Origin of the sequence: Sorangium sp. So ce834, assembly GCF_051521425.1 — a bacterium.
GTDB classification, from domain to species: Bacteria; Myxococcota_A; Polyangia; order Polyangiales; family Polyangiaceae; genus Sorangium; species Sorangium cellulosum_D.
Map to the genome: position 1 here is coordinate 12,765,748 of NZ_CP150351.1, position 17,427 is coordinate 12,783,174.

Consider the following 17,427-nt stretch of genomic DNA (forward strand, 5'->3'; position numbering starts at 1 on the left):
TCAGCACCCGCAGCGTGCGCTTGTTGGTATACAATTGAAAATGAAAATGATGATCAAGATCAGCGAGGCGGTTGTATGGAACACCGATCCATGGCGAGTCAAGAGAAAAATGGTGCCCTGAACGCCGGTTCCGTTCTGTGAAGATGAAATTGATTTTGGTTTTCAGCTCGAGTAGCGACGTCGTCTGGACATGGCCGTCTGCTCGGTTTCCCCTTCCGTTCCTGCGCCGACGCGCGCTCCAGGCCGAGGGGGGGTGCGGTGACGCGGCGCTCTCGCTCGCTCCGGGTCCTGCTTGCGGGCGCGTTGACCTTGCTGTTGCCGGTCGTGCCTGCGCCGGCGCGCGCTCAGGGCGACGGCGAGCCCGAGGGCCGAGGGCGCGCGGACGGCGATGGCGGAGCGGGCGCGCCTGCGGCCGGCGCGGTGAGGGGAGAGCGCTCGCCGCAGGGCGCCGGGGAGGCGCGGATCGAGCCGCCGCAGCTCGTCGAGGGCGCCGAGGCCGAGGTTCCGCCGGAGGCGCGGGCGGCGCGACGCGAGGGCAAGGTCGTGCTGAAGCTCCGGATCGACGCGGCGGGGCGCGTGACCGAGGCCGAGGTCGTGGAGCCGATGGGCCCCGGCTTCGACGAGGCGGCCCGCGCTGCGGCGTTCCGGTTCCTCTTCACGCCGGCGCGCCGGGACGGCACGCCGGTCGCGTCACGGATCCTCTACGCGTACGAGTTCCGCCCGCCGGCGGAGCCTCCGGCCGAGCCGCCCCCGACCGGGGTTGCGGCCGGGCCCCCGACCGGGGTTGCGGCCGGGCCCCCGACCGGGGTTGCGGCCGGGCCCCCGACCGGGGTTGCGGCCGCGCGCTCCGCCGAGATCACGCCTGGGCCGACCCGGGGGCCCGGCCCTGCGACCGGCGCTGCCCCGGCGGCGGGCGCCGCGCCCGCCCCGGTGGCCGGCGCTGCCCCGGCGGCCGACGCCGCGCCCGTCGAGGTGACCGTGCGCGGCGCCGCCATGGCCGAGCGCCTCCGGCAGTCCGCGCAGGCGATCAAGGTCATCGAGACCGAGCAGGCGAAGCGCAGGACCGCCGACATGGGCGAGGTCCTCGCCCGCACCGAGGGCGTGGGCGTGCGGCGCGGCGGCGGGCTCGGGTCCTCGGCGCGCTTCTCGCTCAACGGCCTCTCGAACGACCAGATCCGCTTCTTTCTCGACGGCGTGCCGCTCGATTTCGCCGGGTTCCCGTTCGGCATCGCGAACGTGCCCGTCAACCTGGTCGACCGCGTCGAGATCTACCGCGGCGTGGTCCCGGTGCGCCTCGGCGCCGACGCGCTGGGCGGCGCCGTCAACCTGGTCACCGACCAGGACGTGCGCGGCACCCACGGCGCCGCGTCCTACGAGATCGGGTCCTTCGACACCCATCGACTCGCCGCCACGGCGCGGCACCTGCACGAGCCGAGCGGCTTCCTCGCCCGCGTCAACGGCTTCCTCGACTACGCGCGGAACGATTATCGCGTGACGGTCGACGTGCCGGACGACGACCTCGTCGAGCACCCCGAACGTGTCTACCGCTTTCACGACGCCTATCGCGCGGCGGGCGGCGGCGTCGAGCTCGGCTTCGTGAACCGGCCCTGGGCGCGGCGGCTGCTCCTGCGCGTCTTTCTAACGGCGTACGACAAGGAGCATCAGCACAAGCTCGGCGTCATGAAGGTGCCTTACGGCGAGGTCACGAGCGGTGAGACCACGGCGGGCGTGACGCTCCGGTACGAGCAGCCGCTCGGCCGCGGCGTGGCCCTCGAGGCGATCGGCGGCTACGCGTACGGGCGCGCCACCTTCCTCGACGTGAGCGAGTGCACCTACGACTGGTATGGTCACTGCAATCCCGGCGGCAAGCCGGGTGAGGACGACACAAAGCCGCGGGATCAGGTGTTCTGGGAGCACAGCGGCTATGGACGGCTGAACCTCCGCTTTCGGCCCCACCCTGAGCACGCGCTGCAGCTCTCCGTCTCTCCGATGTTCGTCACGCGCACGGGAGACGAGCGCAGGCAGGCGAACCCCGAGGGCCGCGACCCGCTCACGGCCGACCGCGAGCTCGTCAACTGGGTCCACGGCGCCGAGCACCAGCTCAACCTGCTCGACGACCGCGTGGAGAACGTCCTCTTCGTCAAGCAGTATGTGCAGCTCCTGCGCTCGGAGGAGAGCCTCCAGGGGCTCGCCGATCGCTTCCGCCGGCGGGATCGCGACACCCATCGCCTCGGCGTCGGCGACGGCCTGCGCTATCGATTCAGCGAGTGGCTCTATGCCAAGGCGTCTTACGAGTGGGCGAGGCGGCTCCCGCGCCCCGACGAGGTGTTCGGCGACGGGGCGCTGATCCGCGCCAAGCTCGATCTCTCGCCCGAGACGAGCCACAACGGCAACCTCGGTGTCACGATCGACGCCCCCGGCACCGCCGCGGGCGCGTGGCGGCTCGAGGCGAACGGCTACCTCCGCGCGGCCGAGGACCTCATCGTGCTGCTCGGCGACGGGAAGATCTCCCAGTACGACAACGTCTTTTCGGCGCGGGCGCTGGGGGTCGAGGCCTCGGCTCGCTGGACGTCGCCTGGCGAGCACGTCGTCCTCGACGGCAACGTCACCTACGAGGACTTCCGCAACACGTCCGAGGAAGGGACCTTCGGCCGCTATGCGGGGCAGCGGATGCCGAACCGGCCCTGGCTCTTCGCCAACGGGTCGGCGCGCGTGCAGCTCCGCGAGGTCGCCGCGCCGCGCGACGAGCTCGCGCTCACCTGGGACACGCGTTACGTGCACGGGTACTTCCTCGGCTGGGAGCGCAACGGGCGGCGCGACGACAAGGCGCGCGTCCCCTCGCAGCTCCTGCACTCGCTCGCGCTCACCTACATCGCGCGCCTCGCGCCGCGCACCCTGAGCTTCACCGTCGAAGCCCACAACCTCACCGACGAGCCCGCCTTCGATTTCTACGGGGTCCAGCGGCCCGGACGGGCCTTCTTTTCCAAGGCAATGCTGGAGATGTGATGGAGAGCCAGGAGAACCCATGAGAACGATCTGGAACAGCACGCTGACATCGAGGCGCGCGAGCACCGCGCTCGGCGCGCTCGGGCTCCTGGTCATGGCGCTCGGGAGCGGCGGCTGCGCGGACGATGCGCCGAACCCGGGCGGGAGCGGCGGCGGCGGCGCGGGCCGGCCGGCGTTCGTGGTGGGGACACGCGTCTGGGACGACACCGCGACGACGGCTTATTTCCACGCGGTCCCGTCGCTCGATCAAGGCACGGAGGTCGACCTGTCCGAGGCGCTCGAGGTCCCGGGCTCGGCCAAGCTCTACGGGTTCGAGGACCTCGGCTGGCTCGCCATCGGCGGCGGCGACGCGCCGACGATCTCGCGCTACACGCTCGACGAGCGAGGCGCGCTCGAAGAGGGGACGAGCGTCAACCTGCAGCCCCTCGGCGTGCAGGATCTCTGGCCCACCCTGTACTTCGTCTCTCCGACGAAGGCGTACTACCCGGATCGCCACAACGAGCAGCTCATCGTCTTGAACCCCGCGGCGATGAAGGTCGAGGGGACCATCGAGCTGCCGGAGACCGCCCGTCAAGGCTACCTGGCGCTGTACAGCTACGGGTCGATCCTGCGCGGCGACAGCCTCCTCTTCTCGGTCGGGTGGTTCGACTGGGAGCAGAACGACACGATCCTCGAGGAGACGGGGCTCGTCGTGATCGACACCACGACGGACACCCTCGTGCGGGTCGACGTCGACGAGCGCTGCGGCGGGATCACGCAGCCCGTCGAGACGGCCTCGGGCGATGCCTACTTCGTGAGCTCGGCGCTCGCGGGGGCGGCCCACCGGCTCGAGCGGCTGCCGACCGAGCCGTGCGCGCTGCGCGTGCAAAAGGGCGCGGACGCCTTCGACAAGGACTACCTCATGGCCCTGGGCGAGCTGACCGACGGCGCGATCGCGGGCGAGCCCATCCCGGGCGGCGGCGACAGCGTCTTCCTCCGGGTGTTCGACGAGGGCGCCGCCACGATCGAAGCCGACAGCGTGACCTGGGATCTCACGAGCCAGAAAGTGTGGCAGTGGTGGCGCTGGGACACCGCGACGGGCGAAGCGGCGCGCATCGACGAGCTGAGCCCGATGACCTCGGACGTCCTCTGGTTCCAGGTCGATGGCCGGGTCTTCGGGACCGAGACGGCGGACGACTACGCCGAGAGCACGCTCATCGAGCTCACGGCCGAAGGGGGCCCGAAGCGCGCCATGACGGTGCCGGGATTCCTGCACGGCGTATCGAAGGTACGGTAATCGAAGGTACGGTAAAGGACGCGCGCTCACGCGAGACAGGAGATCCCGACATGGCCAAGAAGCTCTCCCGCCATGCCTTCACGACCTTCTGGGACGTGCACGCCTGGGCCGGCGTGGTCGGTGGGCTCCTGCTTTACGTGATGTTCCTGTCGGGGGGGATCACGCTCTTCCGGCGGCAGCTCGCGGTGTGGGAGGAGCCCCTGACCCAGCGGCGCTCGGTCATCGAGCAGGGGGGGCTCCAGGCCACGCTCGATCAGGGGCTCGCCGCCGCGGGCACGACGCCCGAGGAGCTCTGGCTGGACCCGCCGGCCGACGGGCTGGGCGCCGCGCGGCTCGGCTACTACGCGCAGGGCGAGCGGTTCTCGTCGTGGGTCCACGAGGGGCTCGTGCCCGAGCGCGAGGGGCTCTCCAGCTTTCTCTACGACCTGCACTACCTCTGGCACCGGGCGACCGGCGTGTGGCTGTACTACGTCGCCGGTCTCCTGTGCGTAGCGCTGCTGCTCGCGCTCGCGACCGGCGTGCTCATCCACCTGAAGGACCTCGTCCGGCAGTTCCATCGGTTCCGGCCGGACGCAAAGCCCCGCGTCCTCTGGTCGGACATGCACAAGGTGCTCGGCGTGATGGGCCTGCCGTTCCAGGTCCTGTACGCGTACACTGGCGCGTTCATCGTGTTCCTGGGCGTGCTGGTGCCGGCGTTCACGGGCCCCGTGTTCGGCGGGGACGCCGGCCGGGCGGACCGGGCGGCCTGGGGGGCCTCGTACGTCGACGAGCCCGCGAGAGGGGCGCCCGCGCGCGGCCTCACCCTGGACGAGCTCACGGCGCGCGCGCGCGCGATCGCGCCCCGGTTCGTGCCCGAGAGGTACCGTGTCCGGCATCTCGGCCTCGACAGCGGCACCGTCGATATCCGCGGCTCGGTCGAGGGGGCTCCGTTCGGGCGCGGCCTCGTGCGCCTGCGGGCGGCCGACGGCGCGGTCCTCTCGGCCGACGTGCCGGGCGCGGAGGGCGCTCGCAGCGGCGTGATGCGCTGGATCTACGGCCTCCACTTCGCCGACTTCGGCGGCGTCGCCCTCCGCGTCCTGTTCTTCGTGCTCGCCGTGGCGACGTGCGCCACGGTCCTCACCGGCAACTGGATCTGGCTCGCGCGGCGCGAGGCGCGGCGCGAGAGCCTCGGCAACCGACTCCTCGCGCGGCTCACCGTCGGCTTCGGCGCGGGGACGCTCGTCGCGATCGCGGCGCTCTTCCTGGCGAGCCGCGCGCTCCCGCTCGACTGGGCGGGCCGCATGGCCGCCGAGGAGCTCACGTTCCTCGCTGCGCTCGGGCTCTGCGTCGCGTGGGCGCTCGCCGCGCGCGACGGCGCGAGCCTGTGGTGGCGGCAGATCGGGCTCGCGGGGCTCCTGCTGCTGCCCGTCCCCGCGCTCGCGGCGCGCTGGTCCGGCGCCGGGCTCTTCGGCGCGGGGCCGAGGCTCGGCGCGGTCGTCGCGGTCGACGCCGCCCTCCTCGCGGCGGCGGCGGCGCTCTGCGCCTCGGCCTGGGCGCTCCGCCGCGCGGCCTCGAGGCGCATGGCGCCGCCGCAGGCGGCGCAGGACGAGCCGCCGGCGTCGCTGGCCCACGGCGGGGCGGGGCTCATGGCCAGGGGCCAGACGGCTTCCCATGGTTGAGATCGCGTCGGCTTCCCATGGTTGAGATCGCGTCGCTCCTCTCGGCGTACCTCGCCTTCGCCTTGCTCCACGCGGCGCGGCCGGAGCGCGTTCCCTTCGGCGTCGCGCCCTGGCTGCGCGGGAAGCGCGCGTGGCGCATCGCGGCCCGGTCGCTGGCCGCCGTGTCCTTCGCGCAGTCGGTGTGGCTGTGGCGCCGGATCGAGGCCGGCCCCGCGGCGTACCTCGTCCCCTTCGCCGCGCTCCTCTGCGCCGCGAGCCTGTTCGTCCTGCTCGCGCCCCTCTGGCCGCGCGCCGCGTGGGGCCTCGCGCTCCTGTGTCCTCCCGCGGTCGTCGCGCTGTCGCTCGCAGGAGCGTGCCATGGATAGCGGCCGGCTCACCCGGCTCGGCGCGACCCTGCGCCCGCTGGCGGCGCTGATCGGCACGCTCCCGGTCGCCGTCCTGGCCAGCGCGTGCGTCGCGCGGTTTGCGCCGCTCTCCGGGGACACGCGGAGCGTCCTCGCCTTCGCGCTCGCGGCGCCGCTCTGGGTGGCGGCGATGTGCGTCACCTTCCTGGCCCGCAGCGCGGCCCGGGCGTGGGCGGTCTGCGCGGCGCTCAGCGCGGTGCTGTTCGCCCTGGCCTACGGCGTGCCGCAGTGACCCTCCACGAAGGCGCCGCCGCCCGGCCGCCTGCGCCGCCGGCCGGGGGGGACGGGTCCGGGTGGGGCGCGATAAAAAGCCAACGAAAATCCGATAGTTGTGTCTTCGTGACGCCCTCCCCGCGCGGGGGCGATCGCCCTCGCCGCCCGAGCCGAGCTCCAGGGTAGAGCCGGCCAGCCCGCTGCCTCTCGCCGCCGTCCCCTGGAGGCCCCTCGACCTTCCCCGCGCTTCCCCGCACGATCTTCTGTGCACAGCGACAGCCTCTTTGGTATGTTGCCGCTCCCTCGACGGACCGCGCCGAGCGTCTGTCGAGTCAACGCTCTTTTTACTGTCGAAGCTTCGAGATCCGCATGGGGCCCTGCGCCGAGCATGGGCCGGGCGGATCCTCCTGGAGACCAGGAGAGGTGGCCGAGTGGCTGAAGGCACACGCTTGCTAAGCGTGCGATCGGGAAACTGATCCGCGGGTTCGAATCCCGCCCTCTCCGCCGCGATCGCGCTCAGCGCTACGCCCTTGGTGAGGCGGCCTGAGCCCCGCGTGTGGACAACGTAGCGGCGGCGGACGTCGCGCGCACGCGCCGATGCCGCATGCGCGGCGTCCGGCGTGCTGCGCGCGCGCTCGCGCGTGTGGCTTCGCCTTCCCGCGCGCGGATCGCCGCCGGCGCGCGCCTCAGGCGGCCCTGGTCCTCAGCACGCGCGACTGCAGGAACTGGTAGATCGTCTTGATCGCGTCGAACGAGCCGACCGCGCTCTCCTTGATCACCTCGTTCACCGTGCGCGAGCCGTTGACCGCGCCGAGCACGAGCTCCTCGATGCGCGTCAGCTTGCCCGAGCCCACGCCGTCGAGGGCGACCTGATCCACGACCACCACCTGGTCGAAGTTGATCGTCCCCTCCATGAGCCGCCACTCGTCGACGCGCCGGAACCCCTCGAGCACCAGCGCGGACACGGCGAGGCCGAGGCGCGCCTGCTCGACCTCGGGGCGGAACGGCTCGCGCGTGAACGAGAAGCGCCCGTACGGCCAGCGCAGCACCTCGTAGATCAGCTCGCTCGACTGGCGCTCCAGCACGGCGATGAGATCGTCGTTCGTCGCGACGCCCGCCTCGACGAGCACCTGGCCGAGCAGCGTCTGCGGCGCCTTCGCGCGGAGCAGCGCCTCGAGCCGCTCCCGCGTCACGAGCCCGCGCTCGATGAAGTAGCGCCCGAGCTTGAACTCGTCCGACGAGTTGCGCGCCTGCACGAGATCGATGAGCCCCTGGCGGAGGGAGATCGTGACCGACGCGCGGTTCGTGGTCACCCGGAGCACGCCCGTCTGCCGCTGCATCTGGAGCAACTGGAGGATCTCGGCGAGCGGGATCGCCGAGACGTCGCCGCTCATCACCTCCTTCGCGTCCGGGGGCGCGTCGAGATCGCGGAGCGTCAGGGTCAGCTTCGAGACCACCTCGCTCGTCATCACGCGGGCGACCGCCTGCATCACGGCCGCCTCGTTCGTCCGCGCCTCGGGCGACAGGCTCATGATCGCGGGCGTCATCACCGTCGCCAGCTGCTGCGCGAAGTCGACCCCGGCGCGCTGGCGCATGTTCCGGGCGAGGAGGCTCGGCCGCACGCTCTCGGCGATCGTGTCCTCGTCGGGCATCTTCGCGCCCTCCGGCACGGGCCGCGCGCGCCCCTCGGCCGTCTTCGCGAGCGCGCCCTCGATCACCGCGACCAGCGCCCGCGCGTCGAACGGCTTCGTGATCGCGTCGACGGCGCCCGTCTGCTGGACGAACTGCCCCCGGATCTTGTCGCCCTTGGCGCTCATCAGGACGACGGGGACCGTGCGGTGCGACGGGTTCGACCGCAGCTCCCGGCAGAAGGCGTAGCCGTTCATCCTCGGCATCACGAAGTCGAGGAGGACGAGGTCGTACTTCGGCCCCTTCTTGATGAGCTCGATCCCGGCGAGCCCGTCGCGCGCCACCGTCGGATCGAACCCATTGCGAGCGAGGATGGCGCTGACGACCTTCAGGATGGTCGGGCTGTCATCCACAACGAGGACTCGCGCCGGGGAGGCCATGGCGAAGGATACAGGCCCTACCCTACCAGAAGTGCGCGGCCTGCAAACATAAAGGCCGAGGGGCGCGGCCGCGCGCGGCGAGGCAGGGCACAGCGCGCGCGGTGGCGGCGGCGCCCCACGGCGCTGGAGCGCTGGGGCGCCGCGGTCGAGCCGTCCGATCGCGATCGCGCGCGCGCCCCCCGGTCCGGCATCAGGCGCCGGCGCTGCCGGTGCCCGCCGCGCCCGGTCGGGTGTCGGCGGGCGCGACCGGCTTCACGTGCAGCTCGGCGAGCTGCGCGGCGTCGACGGCCACGGGCGCGCCGGTCATCTGGTCCGTGCCCTGGTTTGTCTTCGGGAACGGGATGACGTCGCGCAGCGTCGGCGCGCCGCTGAGCAGCATCGAGAGCCGGTCCATGCCGAGCGCGATGCCGCCGTGCGGCGGCGCGCCGCTGCGGAGCGCGTCCAGGAGGAACCCGAACTTGTCGCGCGCGTCGCTCTCGTCGATGCCCAGCGTCTTGAAGACGCGCGCCTGCACCTCCGGATCGTGCAGCCGGATCGAGCCGCCGCCGATCTCGAACCCGTTCAGCACGAGATCGTAACGGTAGCACTCGACGCGCGCCGGATCGCTCTCGAGGAGCTGCACGTGCTCGTCGATCGGCCGCGTGAACGCGTGGTGCGCGGCGGCCCAGCGCCCCGTGTCCTCGTCGAACTCGAACAGGGGTGGGTTCGTCACCCAGAGGAACCGCCACTGGTCGCCATGCCCGTACTCCGGGATGAGCCCCATCTTCTTGGCGACGTCGACGCGGAGCTTCGCCATGACGGTGTGCACCACGGCCTCCTTGCCGAACTGGAAGCAGAGGATGTCGCCCGGCTTGGCGCCGAGCACCTCGTTCAGCTTCTGCCGGAGCTCCGGCGTGATCGACTTCGTGAGGGGCGACTGCGTCCAGGAGCCGTCCTCGGCGAGCTTGGCGCGCGCGAGCCCCCGGAAGCCCTTCACGTCGCGGAGCCCGCGCTCGAGGTCCTCGGTCTGCTGGCGCGACAGGTTGGCGCTCGCCGGGATCACGAGCCCCTTCACGATCTCGGCCGGCAGGTCGCGCCGCAGCTTGCCGGAGCGGTACTTCTCGGCGAGCTCGACCCAGAACGGCACCCCGCCGCCGCCGTGCTCGATGATGATGTCCGTGAGGTCGGTGTGCTCGATCCCGAAGCGGAGGTCGGGCTTGTCGTTGCCGAAGCGGCGCATCGACTCGGCGTACGGCATGCGCGGGAAGCGGCCGGTCGGGTAGAGCTCGGTGAGGTCCTTGCCGAGGGCGGCCTTGAACACCGCGAAGACGAGCCCCTCCATCAGCCCGAAGACGTCGTCCTGGTTCACGAACGACAGCTCGACGTCGATCTGGGTGAACTCCGGCTGCCGGTCGATGCGCAGGTCCTCGTCCCGGAAGCACTTCACGATCTGGAAGTACCGGTCGAAGCCCGCGACCATGAAGAGCTGCTTGTAGAGCTGCGGGCTCTCGGCGAGCGCGTAGAACTTGCCGGCCGAGATCCGCGACGGGACGAGGAAGTTGCGCGCGCCGCCCGGCGTGTACTTCACGAGGAACGGCGTCTCGAGCTCGATGCAGCCCTGGTCCGACAGGTAGTTCCGCGTCGTCCGGTTGATCTCGTGGCGCATCCGCAGCGTCCGCTGGAGCGGGGTCCGGCGCAGGTCGAGGTACCGGTGCTGGAGGCGGATCTCCTCCCGCGTCTCGATCTCGTCCGAGATCTCGAACGGCGGCGTCTCGGCCCTGTTGAAGATCGTCGCCTCGGCGACCCAGACCTCGATGGCGCCCGTGTCGATCTTGTCGTTCACGTTGCCTTCACGGCTCACCACGACGCCCCGGACGCCGACGACCCACTCGGACCGGGCCCGCTCGGCGGCGGCGTGGGCGTCGAGGAGGTCCTTCTCCTCCGCCTTCACGCCGTATTTCGTGATCGCCCCGAGGTAGCTGCGATCGAAGACGATCTGCGTCACGCCGGTGCGGTCGCGGAGGTCGATGAAGATGCAGCCGCCGTGATCGCGGCGTCGCGCGACCCAGCCGAACAGCACGACCTCCTTGCCAATGTCCGCCTCGCGCAGATCGCCGCAGCGGTGCGTCCTCTTGAGCTCATCGATGAAACGGGACACGAGCCGACCTCCGAATTTCCGTGGGAGGGGCGACTCTAGCCCAGGTCGCCGCTCACCGCCTCTCCGGATGATCGCGCCCCGCGCGCCGCCGCCGGGGGCGCGGATCGGGGCGCGCACCGCCGCCGAGGCGGCGGATCGGGCCCGCGCGCCGCCGCCGGGGCGCGCCCGGGCCACGCGCCGGAACTTGGCCCGCCCGCGGCCGATCTGGCATGGCCGGCCGGTGAGCTCCGGAGAGAAACGCTGCTGGCTCGATCGGTCGCTCGCCTTCCTGTCGGCCGCGCTGCCCTTCGGGCTCTCGCTGGCCCGCGCCGCCTCGTCAGGGCAATGGCGAGAGGATCTCACGGCCGTCCGGGACCTCGGCCTCGTCGCGGTCGGGGTCGGCGGCGGCCTCTCGACCGCGGTCTCACAGGCGCTGAGCCTGCTCCCGCTGGGCTCGCGCACCTTCCGCACCGCCCTCGGCTCGGCGCTCGCGCTCGCGCTCGCGTCGCGCCTGCTCTACGAGATGGTCCGCCGGCTCCTCCTGGAGTCCGCGCGGCCGGCGCCCCTCCCCGGGCTCTCGCTCCTCCGCAAGCTCCTCGGCGGCGCCGCCGAGGCGATCCCGGCCGCGGCGCGGCCCGCGCAGGCCGCGCCCGGCGGCGACGCGAGCCCGCGGCTCGCCGCCGCGCTGTCGGCGATCGCCGTCCTCACGGCGGCGCTGTCGCCGACCTGGCAGCGGGAGGCGACGGTCGGCGGCGGCGCCATGCTCGCCACCTGCTGCGCGCTCGTCGCCCTCGCGCTCGCGTCGATCTGCGCCGAGCAGGCGCGGCACGCGGGGCGCGCGTGGATCGCGCTCGGCGCGGTCCTCGGGGCCACGTTCGCCGAGAGCCCTCACGCCGGCCTCGCGGCGATGGCGGCGTCGCTCGCGATGATCCTCGCCCGCCGGGGCCTCGGCGGGGAGGCGGCGGCCGCGGGCCCGCCCCGGCGCCTGCTCGGCGCCGCCGCGGGCGCGGGCGCGCTCACGGCCGCGCTCCTCCTCGCGCCGCTCGCGCTCCGGCCGCTCGCGCCGCGCGCGTGGGCCGACATCGGCCGCGCGCTCACGGCGGGGAGCCTCGCCGCCCTCGACGTCGCGAGCGCGCGCACCACGGCGCTCGCCGCGTGGAGCCGCGAGATCGGCGTCGTCTCCCTGCTCATCGCCGCGGCCGGCCTCGCGCTCTCGCTCCTGCGCCCGCGCGCGCGGTGGCTCGTCGCGCCGTTCCTCGTGCTGCTCGCGCTCGACACCCTCCTGCCCGCGCGCGCGGCCGGCGTGCTCTCCGCGGATCCGCTCACCCCGCTGCGGTCGCTCGCGGTCGCGGCGATCGCCGTCGGCTCGGCGCTCGGGGCGCACGCGGCGGTCCGGGCGCTGCTCGACACGCGCGTGCCGTTCTCGCGGAGCGGCGCGGTGCTGCTCGTCGTCTTCCAGCTGACGCTGGTCGCGCTGACGAGCGAGGAGGCCGGCTTCGCCGCCGACCGGAGCGAGCAGGCGGCCGCCGAGGTCTGGACCGACCAGGCGTACGGCAGCCTCGACCCGAGCTCCGCCATCCTCGTGCGCTCGCCGGCGATCGCGTGGCGGGTCTGGGCGGCGCGGATCACGCGCGGCGAGCGGCCGGACGTCCTCGTGGTCCCGATCCCGCTGCTCGATCGCGGCCACGTCGCGGCGAGCCTGCTCGCCGAGGAGCGCAAGCTCGCGCCGCTCCTGCGCGACCTCGCGCTCGCGGGCGAGCCCACCGAGTTCGCGCTCTCCACGCTGGCCGACGTCCGGCCCCTCTACGTGGAGCTCGATCCGCGCTGGTCGAAGAGGCTCCTCGGCCACCTGAACGTCGCCGGGATCTGGCTCGAGTACGCCCCGCAGCCGCTCGGCCCCTCGGATCGCAAGCTGGCGACCGCGCAGTCGATCGTGCCGATCAAGCGCGTGCTGGAGGCGCTCTCGGCCGCCGCGGTGCCGGACACATCGACGGCGACGGTCCTCGCGTCCACGATGCGAGGCCAGTCGAACGTCGTCAGCCTGCTGGGCGAGCGCGTCGTGGCGCAGTCGTTCGTGGACCGGCTGGGCGAGCTCGCGGCCCAGGACCCGTTCGTCTCCGGCGGCCCGACCCGCCGCGCCGTCACCGGCATCCGCCAGGCGTTCATCGCGAAGCGCCCCGTGCGGCGCCGCTGAGCAGGCGGCGCGCGCGGCCGAGCGGCGCTGCGCGGAGCGCGCCGCGCGCCGCCCCGGCCGCGATCAGGGCGACGCGTGGAGCCCGACGTCGCTCGCCGCGAGCGCGCGGCGATCGGCCGAGCGCAGCGCCTTGACGCGTCGCTCGAAGTCGCGGCTGTCGCCCTCGGTGAGCTGCGCCCCGCCGAAGCGGGCGCGCAGGTAGACCTGCGTGAGCTGCAGGATCTCGCGCGCCAGCGGGTGGTCCGCGTGCTCCAGCGCCTCGGCGTGGCGCAGCGGCGGCATGCTGGGCGGGCGCGGCACGCCCTGCGCGAGCATGGCGGCCTCCAGGCTCTCGTAGAGCGCGGTCGCCAGGATCGCGCTCGGGGTGCGCCCCCCGTCGGCGCGCGACTCCTCGCGCCCGCGGCGCGCGCGGCGGAAGCGCCAGTAGAGCAGGCCGCCGCCCAGCGCGAGCGCGACGGCGGCGACGGCGAGGATCCGCGGGCGCGACAGCGCGACGTCGCCGCTCGAGCCGGACCTCCGGTAGCGCGACGTGAGCGTCTGGAGCAGGCTCACCTGCTGGTTCAGGTCGTAGCCGACGATGTGCCTGTCCCAGCGCTGGCTCGTCGCCTCGATGAAGTCGCGGAGGTACGCCCAGACCCCGACCAGCTCGCTCTTCGGCGCCGCGTCGGCCGGCGGCGTCGGATCGAACGTCTGCCACCCCTCGCCGTCGAGGAACACCTCGACCCACGAGTGGGCGTCGCCCTGGCGCACGGCGTAGAACCGGCCGAAGCGGTTGTAGGTGCCGCCGACGAAGCCGGTCACGTTGCGGGTCGGCACGTCCACCACGCGCAGCAGGATCGCCATCGCCGTCGAGTAGAACTCGCAGTGCCCGCGCTTCGACTCGAACAGGAAGTGATCGAGCGGCTGCGGGTCCGCCCCCGACGGCGACGCGAGGTCGTACCGGTACTCCGAGCGCAGGCGATCCTGGACCGCCCGCGCTCGGTCGGCTGGGCGCTCCAGGCCCTGCGTCCATTGCTGCGCGAGCTCGACGACGCGCGGCGGCAGATCCTTCGGCAGCTCCAGGTAGCGCCGCCGCTCGCCCGCCGGGAGGCGCTGGAACGTCGGCGACCGCTTCCGCGACAGGAAGACGTCGTAGACGAGCCCGCGGTCGTCGAGGGGCTGGTACCGGAACTCCCCCTCCGGCCCGCGGTGGGCCATCGTGTTCGCGTCGACCCCGAGCTGCCCGCGGCTCTTGAACCGGAGCCCCGTCGCGTTCGGCGGGATGAAGATCACGGGCGGATCGATGGGCTCGAGGTCGATGCGCATCACCGGATCGACCGACGGATCCGGGTACCGCTCGATCGGCACGAGCCCCCCGTCGCTCTCCGTCGGGCGCTTGAACGTCTCGCTCTGCGTCCAGGTGCGGCCGTCGTACGCGTCGAGCGCGGTGCCGCGCAGGTGCATGGTGAGGCGCGGCGGCGGCGGCTCCGGGAGATCGGGGATCTCGACCCGCATCGCCAGCTTTGGATCGCTGCGCAGCACGCCGACCGCGCCCAGGTCGACCTTGCCCGAGAAGCCGATCATCCGCCCCGTGTGGCCGCGGTTCAGGAGGAGCAGCGAGAGGCCGACGCGCGGGAAGATGACGAACAGGAGCGCGGTGAAGACGAAGATCGGGATCGAGAGCAGGCAGGTGACGGCGAGGAACGAGCGCCCGACGACCCGCCTGGAGCGCAGGATGCGCGGCACATCCACGGGCAGCCCGGTCCGGTCGCGCGCCCCCTGCCGGTAGTTGCCCTCGACCTCGCGCCTGAGGTGGCTGAGCACGAGGGCGCCGGGCGCGACGACGAGCACGCCGAGGAAGCACAGCCCGTAGCCGAGGCCGCCGCCGAGGACGGTCCCGGCGATGAGGTGCAGGAGCGCGAGCACGATGACCTGCTGGTCGTGCGCCGCGCCCTTGCGCGTCGCGAGCCGGATGATCTGCAGCGCCGCGGCGAACTCCACGAGCACGTCGAGCACGCTCGCGTCGGTCGCGACGATGCGGACCACCTGGACGGCGATGACGACCAGGAGGACGCCGGTGTCGAGGTGGCGGAGCGCCGGGTGCCGCTGCCAGGACTCGCGCACGACGAGCGCGAGCGCGAGGCCGATGAGGATGGCCCAGCTCACGTAGCGGTTGAACTGCCCGCTGGCGACGAGGGCGATGACGCCGAGCGCCGCGAGCGCGTCGGTCATGACCCGATGCACCATCCCGAATCTCATGAAGCGGTCCTCGGCGTGCTGGTGCGGCGCTCGCCGCTCGTGGGGCCAGGGCTGGAGACCTGCCGCGCGGGCGCCCGGGCGGCGCGCCCTTCGCCGAGCTCCGGCAATCGCCCCTCGTCCACCGCCTCGATCAGCGCCAGGAACCGGAGGATCGCGTCGGAGCCGATGTTGCGGTCGCCGCGCACCCGGTCGCCCAGCGTCGTCGCGACGACCACCGCGTCGCCGCGCTTGATGTGGGCGACCGCGCGCGAGGCCGCCTCGCGGATCCTGCGCTCGAAGGTCTGCGCGAACCCGTCGCCTTCGCCGGCGGGGCGCACCGTGTCGACGACGATCCGCACGTCGGGCCGCGTCTCCCGGGTGCGCTCGCGCAGCACCAGCTGGTCGCGCATCGTGCTCTTCTTCCAGTAGATGTCGCGCGGATCGTCGCCGTCGCGCATCGGCCGCAGCCCGAACGTCTCGTCGCCGCCCCCGCGCCCGCTGAGGCTCGCGCCGCCCTCGCGCCGCCCCGCGTCCTCGACCGGGAGCCGCACCGGATCGACGGCGGGATAGATGATGAGATCCCCCTCGGCCTCGACCTCGCGCGATTTCTCGAACAGCCCGAAGGGGAAGCGGGTCGCGATGCGGAACCCGGTGTGCCGGTCGCGGCCGCGCTTCGCCGGCGTCCGCCGGTAGGCGGCCACCTGCGCGCTGGAGGGGCTGATCTTCAGGAAGAAGCAGCGCTTGTCGGCCGGCTGGCCTGCGCGCAGGTCCTCGACCTCGATCGCGTACGACGGCACGCGCTTCTTGTGGTTGTAGACCTCGATCTCGACGAGGTGCGCCCGGCCCACCTGGGCGCGGGCCGGGAGCCGCCGGGTCACGGTGAGGTGTCGGAGCGACAGGTCGCTCATCACGCCGGAGACGACGATCAGCGACAGCAGCATCCCGAGCAGCAGGTAGAGGAGGTTGTTGCCCGTGTTGATCGCCGCGAAGCCGACGCCCAGCGTGATCCCGAGGTAGTACTTCCCCTCCCGGGTGAACTTGAGCTTCCGGGGCGGCCTCAGCGCCAGCAGGACCTTCGTCCACGACGACGCCTGCTCCCCGCGCGACGGCAAGAGCGGCCGCTGCTCGATCGGGGGCCGCTCGCGCCTCGGACGGCTCGGCCGGATGGCGCTGCGCGCCGCGCCGCCTTCGCGCTCGGCGCCGCGGGAGCTGCCGCTGAGAGATCCCCGCTCCCGGTCCTCTGTGCCCATCGCCCCCTCTAGAGCGGGACCGGCACCCGCGCCACGAGGTCGCGCACCGCGGCCTCGCACTCGTCGCGGGTCGGCATGTAGCCCTCCGCGTGGGCCGAGAGCCGGACCCGGTGCGCCAGCACGGCGACCGCGAGGTCATGGATGTCGTCCGCGATACAGTACGAGCGGCCGTAGAGGACGGCGCGCCCCCGGGCCGCGCGCGCCAGGTTCATGCCGGCGCGCGGCGAGGCGCCCAGCGAGAGGGTCGGGCTCGAGCGCGTGGCCGCGAGCACCGCCTGCAGGTAGGTCGCGAGCGACGAGTCGAGCTCGACGCGATCGACCTCGCGCTGCAGCGCCACGAGCTGCGCCGGATCGATGATCTGCGGCACGTTCCGCGCGCGATCGGGCTCGCCGCCCTGGAGGAGCAGCCGCATCTCCACCTGGGGCGGCGGGTACCCGATCCGGATCCGCACCATGAACCGGTCGAGCTGCGACTCCGGCAGCGGAAAGGTGCCCGCGAAATCCTGCGGGTTCTGGGTCGCGAGCACGAAGAACGGCTCCGGCAGCGGCGTCGCCGTCCCCTCGATGGACACCTGCCCCTCGTTCATCGCCTCGAGCAGCGCCGACTGGGTCCGCGGGCTCGCCCGGTTGATCTCGTCGGCGAGCAGGACGTTCGCGAAGATCGGCCCCTGGCGGAACACGAACTGCCCGATCCGCTGGTCGAAGACGCTCACCCCGAGGACGTCGCTCGGCAGGAGATCGCTGGTGAACTGAACGCGACGGAGCTCGCCCCCTACGGCCTTCGCCAGCGCTCGCGCCAGCGTCGTCTTGCCGACGCCGGGCACGTCCTCGATGAGGACATGGCCCCGGGCGAGCAGCGCGATGAGCGCCAGCTCGACCGCCTCTGGCTTCCCTTCAAGGGCCTGCTCCACGGCAGAGCGAAGCTTCAGAAGAAGTGGCGAAGCTTCACGCGCGACCGAGAGCGCTGATGTCATCACGGGCGATGGTAGCACGAGGTTACGGCCAGCCTGCGGGGATGCGCATT

Annotated in this window: 11 protein-coding genes and 1 tRNA gene; 7 read left to right on the forward strand and 5 right to left on the reverse strand. The window is 72.9% G+C overall.

Annotated features, from left to right (window positions below; all coding sequences use genetic code 11):
- Nucleotides 1-303 precede the first annotated feature (303 nt).
- From mxcH to WMF20_RS46720, 6 genes are all read left to right on the forward strand, one after another.
- The gene (gene mxcH, locus WMF20_RS46695) at nt 304-3,006 is read left to right on the forward strand and encodes a TonB-dependent siderophore myxochelin receptor MxcH (RefSeq protein ID WP_437608193.1); all 2,703 of its coding nucleotides are present in this window, start codon (nt 304-306) and stop codon (nt 3,004-3,006) included.
- Nucleotides 3,007-3,025: 19 nt separating this feature from the next.
- Complete coding sequence (locus WMF20_RS46700; RefSeq protein ID WP_437608194.1) at nt 3,026-4,282, forward strand: hypothetical protein; 1,257 nt, start codon at nt 3,026-3,028, stop codon at nt 4,280-4,282.
- Between the two features lie 50 nt (nt 4,283-4,332).
- A complete protein-coding gene (locus WMF20_RS46705; protein ID WP_437608195.1) occupies nt 4,333-5,940 on the forward strand; it encodes a PepSY-associated TM helix domain-containing protein in 1,608 nt (535 codons plus the stop codon).
- A gap of 17 nt (nt 5,941-5,957) precedes the next feature.
- Entirely contained in the window at nt 5,958-6,305 is a 348-nt protein-coding gene (locus WMF20_RS46710) for a hypothetical protein (protein ID WP_437608196.1), read from the forward strand.
- Nucleotides 6,298-6,576: a hypothetical protein gene (locus tag WMF20_RS46715; RefSeq protein ID WP_437608197.1), complete on the forward strand. Its 279-nt coding sequence runs from the start codon at nt 6,298-6,300 to the stop codon at nt 6,574-6,576. Before WMF20_RS46710 ends, WMF20_RS46715 begins: the two co-directional genes overlap by 8 nt.
- A gap of 398 nt (nt 6,577-6,974) precedes the next feature.
- Nucleotides 6,975-7,061: transfer RNA gene (locus WMF20_RS46720), tRNA-Ser, on the forward strand.
- A 182-nt stretch (nt 7,062-7,243) separates the two neighbouring features.
- Here the strand turns inward: WMF20_RS46720 and WMF20_RS46725 are convergent.
- Together WMF20_RS46725 and aspS are read right to left on the reverse strand one after the other, a co-directional pair.
- On the reverse strand, nt 7,244-8,599 hold the full coding sequence (locus tag WMF20_RS46725; protein WP_437608198.1) for a DUF4388 domain-containing protein: 1,356 nt from the start codon (nt 8,597-8,599) through the stop codon (nt 7,244-7,246).
- 217 nt (nt 8,600-8,816) lie between these two features.
- Nucleotides 8,817-10,763 carry an aspartate--tRNA ligase gene (aspS, locus tag WMF20_RS46730; RefSeq protein ID WP_437608199.1) on the reverse strand — a complete coding sequence of 649 codons (1,947 nt, stop codon included), beginning with the start codon at nt 10,761-10,763 and terminating at the stop codon, nt 8,817-8,819.
- A gap of 67 nt (nt 10,764-10,830) precedes the next feature.
- Between aspS and WMF20_RS46735 the strand changes: the two genes are divergently transcribed.
- A complete protein-coding gene (locus tag WMF20_RS46735; protein WP_437608200.1) occupies nt 10,831-12,936 on the forward strand; it encodes a hypothetical protein in 2,106 nt (701 codons plus the stop codon).
- Nucleotides 12,937-12,999: 63 nt separating this feature from the next.
- Here the strand turns inward: WMF20_RS46735 and WMF20_RS46740 are convergent, their stop codons facing one another.
- From WMF20_RS46740 to WMF20_RS46750, 3 genes are read right to left on the reverse strand one after another with little or no spacing between them, the layout of a single operon-like run.
- On the reverse strand, nt 13,000-15,174 hold the full coding sequence (locus WMF20_RS46740; protein ID WP_437608201.1) for a transglutaminase TgpA family protein: 2,175 nt from the start codon (nt 15,172-15,174) through the stop codon (nt 13,000-13,002).
- Nucleotides 15,171-16,403 (reverse strand): DUF58 domain-containing protein, encoded by a 1,233-nt coding sequence (locus WMF20_RS46745; protein WP_437608202.1) that lies wholly within the window; start codon nt 16,401-16,403, stop codon nt 15,171-15,173. Before WMF20_RS46745 ends, WMF20_RS46740 begins: the two co-directional genes overlap by 4 nt.
- 8 nt (nt 16,404-16,411) lie before the next feature.
- Nucleotides 16,412-17,314, reverse strand: a complete 903-nt coding sequence (locus WMF20_RS46750; RefSeq protein WP_237244725.1) for an AAA family ATPase — start codon at nt 17,312-17,314, stop codon at nt 16,412-16,414.
- Nucleotides 17,315-17,427: the final 113 nt, after the last annotated feature.